The sequence below is a fragment of the Streptomyces sp. AC550_RSS872 genome, from assembly GCF_019049285.1.
Lineage (GTDB): Bacteria > Actinomycetota > Actinomycetes > Streptomycetales > Streptomycetaceae > Streptomyces.
Window position 1 is genome coordinate 32,257 of sequence record NZ_JAGMUL010000208.1, and the last position, 12,823, is coordinate 45,079.

Consider the following 12,823-nt stretch of genomic DNA (forward strand, 5'->3'; position numbering starts at 1 on the left):
CCGGTCACAACAGGCACGCGACGGGGCGAGCCGGGAGGAACCGGAGGCGCTCGCGGAAATTGCCATGGCCAACTGGCCCCGCACATGAACCCACACGGGTTAGGCTGCGTGGTGGATACCAGGGCGTCCTACTAGTCCTCCAGCTGGTCGGAGTCCCGCGAAGAAGCGTCAACAGCAAACAGGCTCCAACGCATGGACACACCGGAGTGGTCTAGTCCACAATTGCGGAGGAGCGCGTAGTACGAGAACGCACCGACTTCCGTCTTCCCCGCACAGGAAGACGGACCGAGGAACCGGAGCTCTCTGCCCTGACTGCCCCGGGTCCTCACCCTTCGGCCGACCGGGACCGCACACCCCACGGCCGATGTTGCTCCGGGCTGCGGTGCCGGGAGGGTTGAGGGTCCCTCTCAGGCGCCGCGGCCCGCGGGTGTTTCCGAGGGCCGTTCCATCGGCCGGATCGCCTCCGCGGTGGCTGGTTTCGAACCATGTCCGTACCGCCAGGTACGCTCGGCCACGTGCCCTCCATGAACGAACTCGTACGCCAGCACACGGCCCTCGACGACTCCGATCTCGAGTGGCTCCACCTGCTGGTCTCGGAGTGGCAGCTGCTCTCCGACCTCTCCTTCGCCGACCTCGTGCTGTGGGTACCCACCAGCGACGGCACCCGCTATGTCTCCGTCGCGCAGATGCGGCCCAACACCGGCCCGACCTCGTACCAGGACGACATGGTCGGCCATCTCGTCCCGCGCGGGCGGCGCCCGATGCTGGACGCCGCGCTCGACGAGGGCCGGATCGTGCGCGAGGGCGATCCCGAGTGGCGCGAGGAGGTGCCGGTCCGCGTCGAGTCGATTCCGGTACGCCGGGACGGGCGCGTCCTGGGCGTCATCGCCCGCAACACCAACCTGCTGACCGTCCGCACCCCGAGCCGCCTGGAGCTGACGTACCTCCAGAGCGCCTCGGACCTCGCGCAGATGATCGCGGCCGGCTCCTTCCCGTTCGCCAACCAGCAGGTCGACATGGACGCCTCGCCGCGGGTCGGCGACGGCCTGATCCGCGTCGACGCCGAGGGCATCGTCCAGTACGCCTCCCCGAACGCGCTGTCCGCCTACCACCGCCTCGGCCTCGCCGCCGACCTCGTCGGCCACCACCTCGGCATGACCACCGCCGAACTCGCCCCGACCCACGGGCCGGTGGACGAGGCACTCGCCAAGGTGGCCAGCGGCTGGGCGCCCCGCGAGTTCGAGATCGAGTCCGGTGACGGCGTCATCCAGTTCCGGGCGATCCCGCTCAAGCCCAAGGGCACGCGCATCGGTTCGCTGGTGCTGCTGAGGGACGTCACCGAACTGCGCCGCCGCGAGCGCGAGTTGATCACCAAGGACGCGACCATCCGGGAGATCCACCACCGGGTGAAGAACAACCTCCAGACGGTGGCCGCCCTGCTCCGCCTCCAGGCCCGGCGCATCGAGTCCGACCGCGGCCGTGAAGCACTCGAAGAGGCGGTACGGCGGGTCGGCTCGATCGCGATCGTGCACGAGACCCTCTCCCAGAACCTCGACGAGCGCGTGGAGTTCGACGAGATCGCCGACCGTGTGCTGGCGATGGTCGCCGAGATCTCACCCGGCAAGGTCACCGGCCGCCGCTCCGGCCGCTTCGGCATCCTGGACGCCGAGGTCGCCACGCCCCTGTCGATGGTCCTGACCGAGATCCTTCAGAACGCCCTGGAGCACGGCTTCCGCGAGGGCGACACCGGCGCGGTCGAGGTCTCGGCCGTCCGCGGCGGTACGACCAAGCAGGCCCGCCTCCTGGTCACCGTCCAGGACGACGGCGTCGGCCTGCCCGACGGCTTCGACCCGCACACCGCCGGCAACCTGGGCCTCCAGATCGTACGGACCCTGGTGGAGGGCGAGTTGGGCGGCACGTTCGACATGGTCCCGGCGCCGGAGCGGGGGACCCGGGTGATCCTCGACATCCCGGTGCGGGCGCCCAAGTAGACCCACCGCCGCACTCGTCGGGCGTTGCGGACAGCAAAGAGCCCCAGCCCGTTCAGGGGGCTGGGGCTCAACATGCTCGTTGCCAGCGTTTGCTGCGCATCGGGGGTACTGCGCGCTGCGGCTCGGGGGCGGGAGATGCGTACTCGCTGTACGCGCCGCCAAGCTCAGGCTGTTTGCGGGGCGGGTGTTGTCAGGCGGAGGCCTGACGGGCCCGGTTGCGGGCGGCGCGGCGCTTCATGGCGCGGCGCTCGTCCTCGCTGAGACCACCCCAGACGCCGGAGTCCTGGCCGGACTCGAGCGCCCACTGCAAGCACTGCTCCATAACCGGGCAGCGACGGCAGACGGCCTTGGCTTCCTCGATCTGCAGCAGCGCAGGACCGGTGTTGCCGATGGGGAAGAAGAGCTCGGGGTCTTCCTCGCGGCAAACGGCGTTGTGACGCCAGTCCATGGCTGCTACCTCTCCTTGGTATTACGTGCTGATTGCTTGTGAATGTGAACGCTTTCACGAATCCCTCAACAAGTGAAGGGCCGACCGCCAGGTTCCCTGGCGAGGTCCTGTGATTTGGAGAGGGGTTCCGGTGATCAGTGGAGGCTGGTCCTGCGGGCCGTCCCGATCGCCACGTAGAGACTCGCAAACCTCAGCGACGGATACAACCCCTTCCGGAAAGTTTTTTTTGATTCCTCGGTGTCGACTAGGTCACAGCCGTACTTCCATGGGGTGGATCCTGGCCTAAACGTTCGAGTGAAAGGACTTTGGCCCGTTCCGCTCACACAATCACACGCAGTGCACGGCGTACGCCTGTGAACGTCACGCTCGTACGCAGCCCTAGGTGGTCGCCGTCCATCTGAAGGGGCAACGGCACCTTCGAATGCAAGGTGAACCGGTCCAGGTCGTGGAGTGTGACCGCGTGCCTGCCGCGGGCCCCGCGCTCGGGGGACGAAGTGAGCAACTGGGTCGCATACCGGGCAACCCCGACCGCGGACATACGGCTGAGACCGAGTACGTCGAGGCCGGCATCGAACGAGGCCTTAGGGGCCGCGTACACCGGACGATTGCCCAGATACGTCCACGGAGCGGTATTGCAGACTATGGACAGCACCAAATCGGTCACCGGGTCCTCGCCCGGCCGCTCCAGCGTGATCGAGCCGTGCCGGCGGTTGGGCTCCTGGAGGAACTGGCGTACCGCCTGGCGCAGGTAAAGGGAGTGTGTGGATTTCTTGCCCTGTTCGCGCTGCTGCTCGACCCGGCCGACGACACCCGCGTCGAAGCCGAGCCCGGCGCAGAAGGTGAACCATCTGGCCGGAACCGCCTCGTCCTCGGTACCCGGCGTGCCCCCCGCTATGCCCATGCCGACCGTACGTTCGCTGCCCTCGCGCAGGGCGTCGAGCAGGGCGCCGGTCGCCTCCACGGCGTCGTTGGGCAGGCCGAGGGCGCGGGCGAAGACGTTCGTGGAGCCGCCGGGGACGACGGCGAGGCGGGGGAGGCGGTCCGGGTCGGGGCCCTTGTGCAGCAGTCCGTTGACGACCTCGTTCACGGTGCCGTCGCCGCCGAGGGCGACCACCAGGTCGACGTCGTCGCTGTCCGCCGCCTGCCGGCCCAGGTCGCGCGCGTGGCCGCGGTACTCGGTGGTCACGGCCTCGAGTTTCATCTCGCTGGCGAGCGCATGGATCAGGACATCGCGCGTACGTGCGCTTGTGGTGGTTGCTGCCGGATTGACCACGAGAAGTGCACGCATGAGTTGCAGCGTACCTACTGGGGGGTACCGGGCACAGGTCGAGGTGGGGATCCGGTAAGAGATGGGGCGTGAGTCACGACACGGGGGGACTCCGTCGGTTGGGCCGCGTCTCTGGAAGCCGTCCGTTTCGAGGTGTCGGCGTTGGTGTGAGCCCCCCTGGGGGTTGCCGCCCCGGACCCCCGCTTCGGCCCTGAAGGGGCCTCGTCCTCAAAACGCCGGACGGGCTGGAGAGTGCTGATCGGCGTCGGTCAGGTGCCGACGAGGGCGATATCGCGGAGGGCTACCCTTCAGGTGTGACCAAGGAGCAGAGCCCCACCACCCCGGAGAACACCACGCCGCGTCCGCGGCGGCTGACGTATGCGGCCGTGCTGACCGCGCTGGAAGGCGTGGGCCTCACGGTCGGGGGCGTGTGGGTGCTCGTGCTGGGGCTCGCCGGTGATCCGGACGACCGTCAGCAGGCTGTCACGCTCGGCGTGACCCTGGTCGCGCTCGCACTGCTGCCGCTGCTCGCCGCGCGGGGCCTGTTCGCCCAGCGCAGCTGGAGCCGGGGGCCGTCCATCATCACGCAGATCCTGGCGCTGCCGGTGGCCTACAGCCTGTTGCAGGCGGACAGCATCGCCATTCCGGCGGGCATCCTGATCGCCGCGATCGCGGTCGCCACGCTCGTACTTCTGATCAATCCGGCGACGACCGAGGCCCTCGGAATCCGGGGGCCCGGTAACGCGCCGGATCAGAAGTAGCCGTCAGCCGTCACTCCTCCACCAGCAGCTTCTCCCGCAGCTGCGCCAGCGTGCGCGCCAGCAGGCGGGACACGTGCATCTGGGAGATCCCGACCTCCTGCGCGATCTGCGACTGGGTCATGTTGCCGAAGAAACGCAGCAACAGGATCCGCTTCTCGCGCGGCGGAAGGTCTTCCAGCAGCGGCTTGAGGGACTCGCGGTACTCGACGCCCTCCAGCGCCTCGTCCTCGGCGCCGAGGGTGTCCGCGACCGCCGGGGACTCGTCGTCCGTGTCGGGGACGTCCAGGGACAGCGTGGAGTACGCGTTGGCGGACTCCAGGCCCTCCAGGACCTCCTCCTCCGAGATCGCCAGCTTCTCGGCGAGCTCATGGACCGTCGGGGAGCGGCCGTGCTGCTGGGACAGCTCGGCGGTGGCGGTCGTCAGGGAGAGTCGCAGCTCCTGGAGCCTGCGCGGAACGCGCACCGCCCAGCCCTTGTCACGGAAGTGCCGCTTGATCTCACCGACGACCGTCGGGGTCGCGTACGTCGAGAACTCGACGCCGCGCTCCGGGTCGAAGCGGTCGACCGACTTGATCAGACCGATGGTGGCGACCTGGGTGAGGTCGTCGAGCGGCTCGCCGCGGTTGCGGAAGCGGCGTGCGAGATGCTCGACGAGCGGCAGGTGCATACGGACCAGCCGGTTGCGCAGCTCCGCGTACTCGGCGCTGCCGTCCTGCAGCTTGCGCAGCTCGACGAACATGGCGCGCGCCCCGCTGCGGTCCTGAGGGTCGTGCTGCGTGGCCTGCACGCTGTGCGCGCTCTGCGCGCTCGTCGCCTCGTCCTCGGCGTTTCGCTGGTGCTCGCTCATCGTCCCGCCCGTTGCCCTCTCCCGAGCCCTCGCCTCCGGTCGGACCGGGGACACCCCGATCCGCCCGCCCGGAGACGCGCCCTGCACGGCACCTTCGTCATCCCGTCCCTCGGCCAGGAGACCCGCCTCCACGGAGTCGTCCTCCGGGTGCGGCCGGGCCTGCTCGGGGATGCCGTCGATGCCGTCCGCCATGCGTCGGGAACCGCTCGGACCACTCGGGCCCGCCCCCGGGTTCCCGGCTGTGTCCGAGAAGGGGGCAGTACCGTCCGGCAGCTCCCGTGTGCCGCGCTCTTCGTCCCGCACCGGCCCGTCCCCGTTCCTCACGCCGGCCCGGGGCCCGCGCCGCGCTGTTTGTAGAGGCTGATCGAAACGGTTTTGTCCTCGTCCACGGCGGAGGAGACCTTGCCCGCGAGGGCCGACAGGACGGTCCACGCGAAGGTGTCCCTGGAGGGGGCGTGGCCGTCCGTGGTCGGGGCCGAGACGGTGACCTCGAGCGAGTCGTCGACGAGTCGGAAGACACAGCTGAGCACCGAGCCGGGCACGGCCTGCTGGAGCAGGATCGCGCAGGCCTCGTCCACCGCGATGCGGAGGTCCTCGATCTCGTCGAGGGTGAAGTCCAAACGGGCCGCGAGGCCGGCAGTCGCCGTACGCAGCACCGACAGGTAGGCACCCGCGGCCGGCAGCCGGACTTCCACGAAGTCCTGGGTCGCGGGCTCGCCTGCGATCTGGGACACCCTCACCTCCAAGGTGGTACAAGCTTCTCGGGGCCGAGGGTCGCCCCCCGGGGTAACGCGATGTGTGGTTCAGCGGTGACGCTATCGCGCTCTGAACTTTCCTGTCCCCAGGACCCCAACCCCTTGCCGTCACTCACAGTAAACCTGTGGATACGCTCCGTGTCTAGGGGTCTGCGGCTCCGATTGGGAAGAGCGCGCGCCGGGTTGACGTACCCAGACGTCAGACGGTCGAACCGTCCGGATCCAGGGTCACACGAGTACGTGGTCGACGAAGCACCAACGCCATTCCTCGCCCGGCTCGAAGGTCCGCATCACCGGGTGACCGGACTCCTTGTGGTGTTCTGTCGCATGCCTCCCCGGCGACGAGTCGCAGCAGCCGACGTGCCCGCAGCTGAGGCAGAGCCGCAGTTGTACGGGGTGCATGCCGTCCGCCAGACACTCCGGGCACGTCTCGTTCAGCGCCTCGGGTTCCGGGTGCGGCAGCGCGTCGGCGTGCGTGCACTGTTTCATGATTGCCAGGTTACGACGGCCGCGACGATGGCCGCGCGGAAAAACGAGGGCGGGCGAGAAGCATGGACGTGATGCCGCTGCTGTTGCTGGTGGCGGGGAGCGCCGCCGTGGCCGCGGCCGCTCGGCGGTCGCCCGTGCCGGCGCCGCTGCTGCTGGTCGCCGCGGGACTCGCCGTGTCGTATCTGCCGGGCGTGCCCGAGTACACGCTCGACCCGCACATCGTCCTGCCCCTGGTGCTGCCCCCGCTGCTGCACAGTGCGGCGACGGACAGCTCGTATCTCGATCTGCGGGCCCAGCTGCGGCCAGTGATGTTGCTGTCGGTCGGGTACGTGCTCTTCGCGACCTTCACCGTCGGCTGGGTCGCCTACCTCGTCGTACCGGACCTGCCGCTGACGGCGGCCCTGGTGCTGGGCGCGGTGGTGGCGCCGCCGGACGCGGTCGCCGCGACGGCGGTGGCGCGCCGGGTGGGGCTGCCGTCCCGGATCACCACGATCCTTCAGGGCGAGTCCCTGGTGAACGACGCCACCGCGATCACGGCGTACCGGGTCGCCCTCGCGGCCGCCGTCGGCGAGGGCGCGAGCTGGGCCGGCGGGATCGGTGACTTCCTGCTCGCGGCGTTCGGCGGCATCGGGGTCGGGCTGGTGCTGATGGTGCCGATCCACTGGCTGCGCACGCACGTGAAGGAAGCGCTGTTGCAGAACACGCTCTCCCTGCTGATCCCGTTCGTCGCGTACGCGGCCGCCGAGCAGGTGCACGCCTCCGGAGTGCTGGCGGTCGTGGTCGTCGCGCTGTACCTGGGACACCGCGCGTGGGAGGTCGACTTCGCCACCCGGCTCCAGGAGGAGGCGGTGTGGAAGATGGTCGCGTTCGTGCTGGAGTCGGCGGTGTTCGCGCTGATCGGACTGCAACTGCCGGTGGTCCTGAAGGGCCTCGGGGAGTACGAGGGCGGTCCCGCGGCCTGGTACGCGGTCGCCGTCTTCCTCGTGGTCGTCGTCTCGCGGTTCGTGTGGGTGTATCCGGCGGCGTTCCTGCCGCGCATGATGTCCGCGCGGATCAGGGCACGCGAGGGCGGCCTGACCTGGAAGGCGCCGTTCATCATCTCCTGGGCCGGGATGCGCGGCGTGGTCTCGCTGGCCATCGCCTTCTCGATCCCGCTCACCGTGCATGGCGGTGAGCCGTTCCCCGAGCGCAACCTCATCCTCTTCCTCACCTTCACGACGGTCATCGGCACCCTGGTTGTCCAGGGCGTGACCCTGCCGCCCCTGGTCCACCTGCTGAAACTCCCCGGCCGGGACGCGCAGGCCGAGACCCTCGCCGAGGCCAACGCCCAGGCGCAGGCGTCCCGGGCTGCCGAACGACGCCTGGAGGAACTCCTCTCCGACGAACGCAACGCCCTTCCCGACCCCCTGGCCGACCGCCTGCGAGCCGTCCTGGAACGCCGCCGCAACTCCGTCTGGGAGCGCCTGGGCCAGGCCAACCCCGTCACCGGCGAGTCCGTCGACGACACCTACCGCCGGCTGTCCCGCGAGGTGATCGGCGCCGAGCGCACGGTGTTCGTGAAGCTGCGCGACGGCCGCTATATCGACGACGAGATGCTGCGGACGCTGCTGCGCAGGCTGGACCTGGAGGAGGCGGCGGCCTATCGGGAGGCCGGGTGAGGGGCGAAGGGGGAGCCGGTGACGACGGCTGCGACCGTCGTCCCGGGAGGGAAGGCGCCCTCCTCCACCAGGGCGACAAGTCCGTACAGCAACTTGGCGACATAGAGACGTTCGACGGGCATGTCGTGCCGTGCCTCGAAGTCCTCGGCGAAGGCGTCGAGTTCCGGTGTCGTACGGGCGTATCCGCCGAAGTGGAACCGCTCGTCGAGCCGCCAGTCGCCCCGCGGCCCGCCGAACGCCTCGGCCTGCAACTCCCGTATGCCGTCGGCCAGGAACCCGCCCTTGAGGACGGGGACGCCCAGGGCCCGTTGGCCGGGGCCGAGCCCGGCCGCCAGGCCCGCCATCGTGCCGCCCGTGCCGCACGCCACCGCGACCACGTCGGCCTGCCCGCGCAGCTCCTCGCCGAGCGCCCGGCACCCTCGTACGGCAAGGGCGTTGCTGCCGCCCTCCGGGACGACGTACGCCCCCTCCGCGCCCGCCGCGCACAGGATGGCCGCCAGCGTCTCCGGCTCGGTCTTGCGGCGGTACGTCGACCTGTCGACGAAGTGCAGCCGCATACCGTCGGCCACGCAGCGAACCAGGGACGGGTTGAGGGGGCGGTCGGCGAGTTCCTGGCCGCGGACCACGCCGACCGTGGGCAGGCCGAGGAGGCGGCCCGCGGCGGCGGTGGCGCGCAGGTGGTTGGAGTAGGCGCCGCCGAACGTGACGACCGTACGGCCCGCGGCGGCCGTCAGGTTCGGCGCGAGCTTTCGCCACTTGTTGCCGATCAGCTCCGGATGGATCAGGTCGTCGCGCTTGAGGAGCAGCCGCACGCCCCGTCGCGTGAACCGCTCGTCCGCCGACTCCTGAGCGGGGGAGGGAAGCCGGGGGCGCAGGGCGGTGAGATCGGGGCCGGTCACCCGGTCATTGTCGCCCGGCCCCGTGGTTTCGGCTGCCCTGCCTCAGCGGCGCGCCCACTCCGCTCTACTTCAGCCGCTCCCGGATCCGCTCCCGCATCCACGCCATCGTGAACCCGCGCGGATCCACCTTTCCGGGCTGCCACTCCAGATGCCCGATCACCGAGCGCTCCGTCCAGCCGTGATGACGGCAGACGGCCGCCGATACCCGTTCGATCGCCTTCAGCTGGGGCTCCGGCCACGGGTCCTTCCCGTCGCCCAGGTTCTCGCACTCGAAGCCGTAGAAGTGCCGGTTGCCGTCGGTGTTGGCCTCGTTGTCGGGCGGCAGCGCCTTTTCGGCGATGACCGCGCGGAGGACGTCGTCGTCGCCGAGGCCGGCGTGGTTGGCGCGGCCGTAGCCGACCAGGTGGACCCGGCCGTCCTTGGTGATGACGCCGTGGCAGAGCGGGCCCGGCAGCCCCTCGTAGCCCTTGCGGCACAGGTCCACCGTGTGTGCGCTGCCCTTGGTCACCGTGTGGTGGATCATCACTCCGTGCACGGGACCCCACGGGCCCACATGGTTGCGGTTGTGGTGCTCCCAGTCGCCGACCTCGACGACCGTCGCGCCCTCGGCCCTGAGTCTCTCCAGGAATCTGCTCGCGGACATGGGGGTGGCCATGGCCGCCTCCTTCGCGCTGTACGCCGGCCGCCGTGCGCGGCCGTCTCGTATCGGTGCTTTACCGAAAACGGGCAGACGGGACTCCTCGCCTCGCACGGTGTGCGATGCGTTTCGGACAAGCTGCGTGGCGGGTTCGGGACGACCGTCGTGGAGGCGCGAGACGGTCTCGCGGCTGGACAGGGTCCCACTATTTGCCCAGGCGGACGGTGATCCATTCCCGCTCTTTCGGGTAATAGCACCGCCACCCTCCGTGATGCAAGGCTCGTGCATGGAGATCGCGATGCGCGGCGCCAGAGCGGTGCCGGGGCATGACGGGAGGGCAATTCCTTATGTCGGTAGGCGAAGAGGTCCGCACGGAGCAGGGCCAGCCGCAGCAGAGTCTCGGCACTGCGGCAGCGCGGAACCTGGCCACCACGACCAAGTCCGCACCCCAGATGCAGGAGATCAGCTCCCGCTGGCTGCTGCGCATGCTGCCCTGGGTGAATGTGCAGGGCGGCACGTACCGGGTGAACCGGCGTCTGACCTACGCCGTGGGGGACGGACGTATCACGTTCGTGAAGACCGGAGACCGTGTCGAGGTCATCCCGGCCGAGCTGACGGAACTGCCTGCGTTGCGGTCGTACGACGACGAGGACGTGCTCTCGGAGCTCGCCCAGCGCTGCCAGCAGCGCGAGTTCGCGGCAGGCGCCGTGATCGCCTCGTTCGGCAGCCAGACCGACGAGGTGTACCTGCTCGCGCACGGCAGGGTGGAGAAGCTCGGCACCGGCCCCTACGGCGAGGACGAGTCCCTCGGCGTCCTCGCCGACGGCGCCTACCTCGGTGATCAGGCGCTGCTCGACGCCGACGCCATCTGGGAGTACACGGTCCGCGCGGTCACCGCCTGCACCGTGCTCGTCCTGCCCCGCCAGGACGTCGAGCAGGTCGCGGAGCGCGCCGAGTCGCTGAGCGGACACCTGGAGCAGCTGCGGGCGATCCCCTCGCAGCGCACCAACAAGTACGGCGAGAAGGAGGTCGACCTCGCGGCCGGCCACAGCGGCGAGCCGGACATCCCGCACACCTTCGTCGACTACGAGGCCCGCCCCCGTGAGTACGAACTGAGCATCGCCCAGACCGTGCTGCGCATCCACACGCGCGTGGCCGACCTGTACAACCAGCCGATGAACCAGACCGAGCAGCAGTTGCGGCTGACGGTCGAGGCGCTGAAGGAGCGCCAGGAGCACGAGCTGATCAACAACCGCGAGTTCGGACTGCTCAACAACTGCGAGTACGACCAGCGGCTCCAGCCGCACGACGGGGTGCCCAGCCCCGACGACATGGACGAACTGCTGTGCCGGCGGCGCGGCACCAAGCTGTTCCTCGCCCACCCGCGCGCGATCTCGGCGTTCGGGCGAGAGCTGAACAAGCGCGGGCTGGTTCCCGAGACGATCGAGGTGGGCGGCAACCGCATCCCCACCTGGCGCGGTGTGCCGATCTTCCCGTGCAACAAGATCCCGGTCACCGACGCCCGGACGACCTCGATCATCGCCATGCGTACGGGCGAGGCGGAGCAGGGCGTCATCGGGCTTCAGCAGGCGGGCATCCCGGACGAGATCGAGCCGAGCCTGTCCTGCCGCTTCATGGGCATCAACGAACAGGCCATCATCAAGTACCTGGTGACGGCCTACTACTCGGCCGCGGTCCTGGTGCCGGACGCCCTCGGTGTGCTGGAGAACGTCGAGATCGGGCGCTGGCGGTGACCCTGCCCGCCCGGTTCTGCGCCGCCCGGACGCTCGTCGGGGGTGCGCCGTGTCCGGCGGCCCCCGTGCGGGTAGCCCCTCCGGGCAGGCGCCCAGCCGTAGCGGAAGTGCCACTGTCCGCCGACTCTCCGAGGCGATGCCATGGGTGAGTTCACGACGCAGACGCAGGCGCGCCCCGCCGGGGTGCGGCCGTCCACCGAGACGCGCGAGAGGCGGGGCTCCATCGCGACCGACACGGATGGCGGTCCGGGTCCGCTCGACGGGCCCGAGGCGGCGGTGATCCTGGAGCGAGCCCGGACGACGGTCGACCCCGAACTGCACGCCGCCGTCGAGTCGTTGCCGGCCTCCATGCGCCGGATCACGCGCTACCACTTCGGCTGGGAGCACGCGGACGGCACCCCGGCGGCGGGCAACGCCGGCAAGGCGATCCGGCCCGCGCTCGTCCTCACCGCGGCCGCGGCGCTGGGCGGACTCCCGGCGCGGGCGGCGGCCGTACGGGCGGCGGTGGCGGTGGAGCTGGTGCACAACTTCACGCTGTTGCACGACGACGTGATGGACCGGGACGCCACCCGCAGGCACCGGGCCACCGCGTGGACCGTGTTCGGCGACGCCGACGCGATCCTCGCCGGGGACGCCCTCCAGGCACTGGCCCTGCGGCTGCTCGCCGCGGACCCGCACCCCGCGTCAGCGGCGGCAGGCGCCCGCCTCGCGGACTGCGTCGTCGAACTGTGCGCCGGCCAGCAGGCCGACACGGCGTTGGAGAAGCGGGGCCCGGGCGAGGTCGGCCTGGACGAGGTGCTCGCCATGGCCGAGGCCAAGACCGGGGCGCTGCTGGGGTGCGCCTGTGCCCTCGGGGCGCTGTACGCGGGCGCTGCGGACGAGGATGTGGCGGCGCTGGACGCGTTCGGCCGGGAGGCCGGGCTCGCCTTTCAGCTCATCGACGACGTGATCGGTATATGGGGGGACCCGTGTCACACCGGCAAGCCGGCGGGCGCCGACCTCGCCGCCCGCAAGAAGTCCCTGCCGGTCGTCGCCGCGCTGACCTCCGGTGGTCCGGCGGCGGCGGAACTGGCCGCGCTGTACGAGGCGCCGTACGACGAGGGGGACCTTCAGCGGACCGCGCTCGCTGTGGAGCGGGCGGGTGGCCGTGACTGGGCGCAGGCCCAGGCCGCCGAGCGGATGGCCCGCGCCATGCAGGAGCTGGCCCGTGCGGTGCCCGACCCGGAGGAGGCGGGCGGACTGCTGGCTCTGGCGGAGTTCGTGACGCGGCGCAGCAGCTGAGACAGCAACTGAGACGGCAACTGAGACAGCGACGCA

The 12,823-nt window shown here is 70.4% G+C and carries 12 protein-coding genes and 1 pseudogene; 6 read left to right on the plus strand and 7 right to left on the minus strand.

Annotated elements, in window-relative coordinates; translation table 11 throughout:
• Window positions 1-4: 4 nt before the first annotated feature.
• Both KUM44_RS46585 and KUM44_RS43660 read left to right on the plus strand, forming a co-directional pair.
• Window positions 5-88, plus strand: a pseudogene (locus tag KUM44_RS46585) (TetR/AcrR family transcriptional regulator); the annotation flags it as partial.
• A gap of 436 nt (window positions 89-524) precedes the next feature.
• The gene (locus tag KUM44_RS43660) at window positions 525-1,991 is read left to right on the plus strand and encodes a sensor histidine kinase (RefSeq protein WP_217215499.1); all 1,467 of its coding nucleotides are present in this window, start codon (window positions 525-527) and stop codon (window positions 1,989-1,991) included.
• Between the two features lie 190 nt (window positions 1,992-2,181).
• On the opposite strand, the gene KUM44_RS43665 is transcribed toward KUM44_RS43660, so the two are convergent.
• Window positions 2,182-2,439, minus strand: coding sequence for a WhiB family transcriptional regulator (locus KUM44_RS43665; protein WP_016639615.1), 258 nt, complete (start codon window positions 2,437-2,439; stop codon window positions 2,182-2,184).
• A 319-nt stretch (window positions 2,440-2,758) separates the two neighbouring features.
• Window positions 2,759-3,727 carry a diacylglycerol kinase family protein gene (locus KUM44_RS43670; RefSeq protein WP_217215322.1) on the minus strand — a complete coding sequence of 323 codons (969 nt, stop codon included), beginning with the start codon at window positions 3,725-3,727 and terminating at the stop codon, window positions 2,759-2,761.
• Between the two features lie 293 nt (window positions 3,728-4,020).
• Here KUM44_RS43670 and KUM44_RS43675 point away from each other — a divergent pair, with 293 nt between their 5' ends.
• Window positions 4,021-4,467, plus strand: coding sequence for a hypothetical protein (locus tag KUM44_RS43675; RefSeq protein ID WP_217215323.1), 447 nt, complete (start codon window positions 4,021-4,023; stop codon window positions 4,465-4,467).
• A gap of 10 nt (window positions 4,468-4,477) precedes the next feature.
• Here the strand turns inward: KUM44_RS43675 and KUM44_RS43680 are convergent, their stop codons facing one another.
• The 3 genes from KUM44_RS43680 to KUM44_RS43690 form a co-directional block, all read right to left on the minus strand.
• On the minus strand, window positions 4,478-5,617 hold the full coding sequence (locus tag KUM44_RS43680; RefSeq protein WP_217215324.1) for an RNA polymerase sigma factor SigF: 1,140 nt from the start codon (window positions 5,615-5,617) through the stop codon (window positions 4,478-4,480).
• 17 nt (window positions 5,618-5,634) lie between these two features.
• Window positions 5,635-6,048, minus strand: coding sequence for an anti-sigma regulatory factor (locus KUM44_RS43685; RefSeq protein WP_004925829.1), 414 nt, complete (start codon window positions 6,046-6,048; stop codon window positions 5,635-5,637).
• Window positions 6,049-6,297: 249 nt separating this feature from the next.
• On the minus strand, window positions 6,298-6,558 hold the full coding sequence (locus KUM44_RS43690) for a UBP-type zinc finger domain-containing protein (RefSeq protein WP_217215325.1): 261 nt from the start codon (window positions 6,556-6,558) through the stop codon (window positions 6,298-6,300).
• A gap of 62 nt (window positions 6,559-6,620) precedes the next feature.
• On the opposite strand from KUM44_RS43690, the gene KUM44_RS43695 reads away from it, so the two are divergent.
• On the plus strand, window positions 6,621-8,216 hold the full coding sequence (locus KUM44_RS43695; RefSeq protein WP_217215326.1) for a Na+/H+ antiporter: 1,596 nt from the start codon (window positions 6,621-6,623) through the stop codon (window positions 8,214-8,216).
• Here KUM44_RS43695 and KUM44_RS43700 read toward each other — a convergent pair.
• Both KUM44_RS43700 and KUM44_RS43705 read right to left on the minus strand, forming a co-directional pair.
• Window positions 8,198-9,115: a 1-aminocyclopropane-1-carboxylate deaminase/D-cysteine desulfhydrase gene (locus tag KUM44_RS43700; protein WP_217215327.1), complete on the minus strand. Its 918-nt coding sequence runs from the start codon at window positions 9,113-9,115 to the stop codon at window positions 8,198-8,200. The two genes, KUM44_RS43695 and KUM44_RS43700, sit on opposite strands and share 19 nt — an antisense overlap.
• A gap of 64 nt (window positions 9,116-9,179) precedes the next feature.
• Window positions 9,180-9,770, minus strand: a complete 591-nt coding sequence (locus tag KUM44_RS43705; RefSeq protein ID WP_217215328.1) for an N-acetylmuramoyl-L-alanine amidase — start codon at window positions 9,768-9,770, stop codon at window positions 9,180-9,182.
• Window positions 9,771-10,099: 329 nt separating this feature from the next.
• Here KUM44_RS43705 and KUM44_RS43710 point away from each other — a divergent pair, with 329 nt between their 5' ends.
• Together KUM44_RS43710 and KUM44_RS43715 are read left to right on the plus strand one after the other, a co-directional pair.
• Window positions 10,100-11,506 (plus strand): family 2B encapsulin nanocompartment shell protein, encoded by a 1,407-nt coding sequence (locus tag KUM44_RS43710; protein ID WP_217215329.1) that lies wholly within the window; start codon window positions 10,100-10,102, stop codon window positions 11,504-11,506.
• A 141-nt stretch (window positions 11,507-11,647) separates the two neighbouring features.
• Window positions 11,648-12,787, plus strand: a complete 1,140-nt coding sequence (locus tag KUM44_RS43715) for a family 2 encapsulin nanocompartment cargo protein polyprenyl transferase (RefSeq protein ID WP_217215330.1) — start codon at window positions 11,648-11,650, stop codon at window positions 12,785-12,787.
• Window positions 12,788-12,823 lie beyond the last annotated feature (36 nt).

What these genes read in the sequence shown, in the direction of transcription:
- KUM44_RS43660 (WP_217215499.1), top strand. Translation starts at nt 525, where the DNA reads ATGAACGAACTCGTACGCCAGCACACGGCCCTCGACGACTCCGATCTC.
- KUM44_RS43665 (WP_016639615.1), bottom strand. Translation starts at nt 2,439, where the DNA reads ATGGACTGGCGTCACAACGCCGTTTGCCGCGAGGAAGACCCCGAGCTC.
- KUM44_RS43670 (WP_217215322.1), bottom strand. Translation starts at nt 3,727, where the DNA reads ATGCGTGCACTTCTCGTGGTCAATCCGGCAGCAACCACCACAAGCGCA.
- KUM44_RS43690 (WP_217215325.1), bottom strand. Translation starts at nt 6,558, where the DNA reads ATGAAACAGTGCACGCACGCCGACGCGCTGCCGCACCCGGAACCCGAG.
- KUM44_RS43695 (WP_217215326.1), top strand. Translation starts at nt 6,621, where the DNA reads ATGGACGTGATGCCGCTGCTGTTGCTGGTGGCGGGGAGCGCCGCCGTG.
- KUM44_RS43705 (WP_217215328.1), bottom strand. Translation starts at nt 9,770, where the DNA reads ATGGCCACCCCCATGTCCGCGAGCAGATTCCTGGAGAGACTCAGGGCC.
- KUM44_RS43710 (WP_217215329.1), top strand. Translation starts at nt 10,100, where the DNA reads ATGTCGGTAGGCGAAGAGGTCCGCACGGAGCAGGGCCAGCCGCAGCAG.
- KUM44_RS43715 (WP_217215330.1), top strand. Translation starts at nt 11,648, where the DNA reads ATGGGTGAGTTCACGACGCAGACGCAGGCGCGCCCCGCCGGGGTGCGG.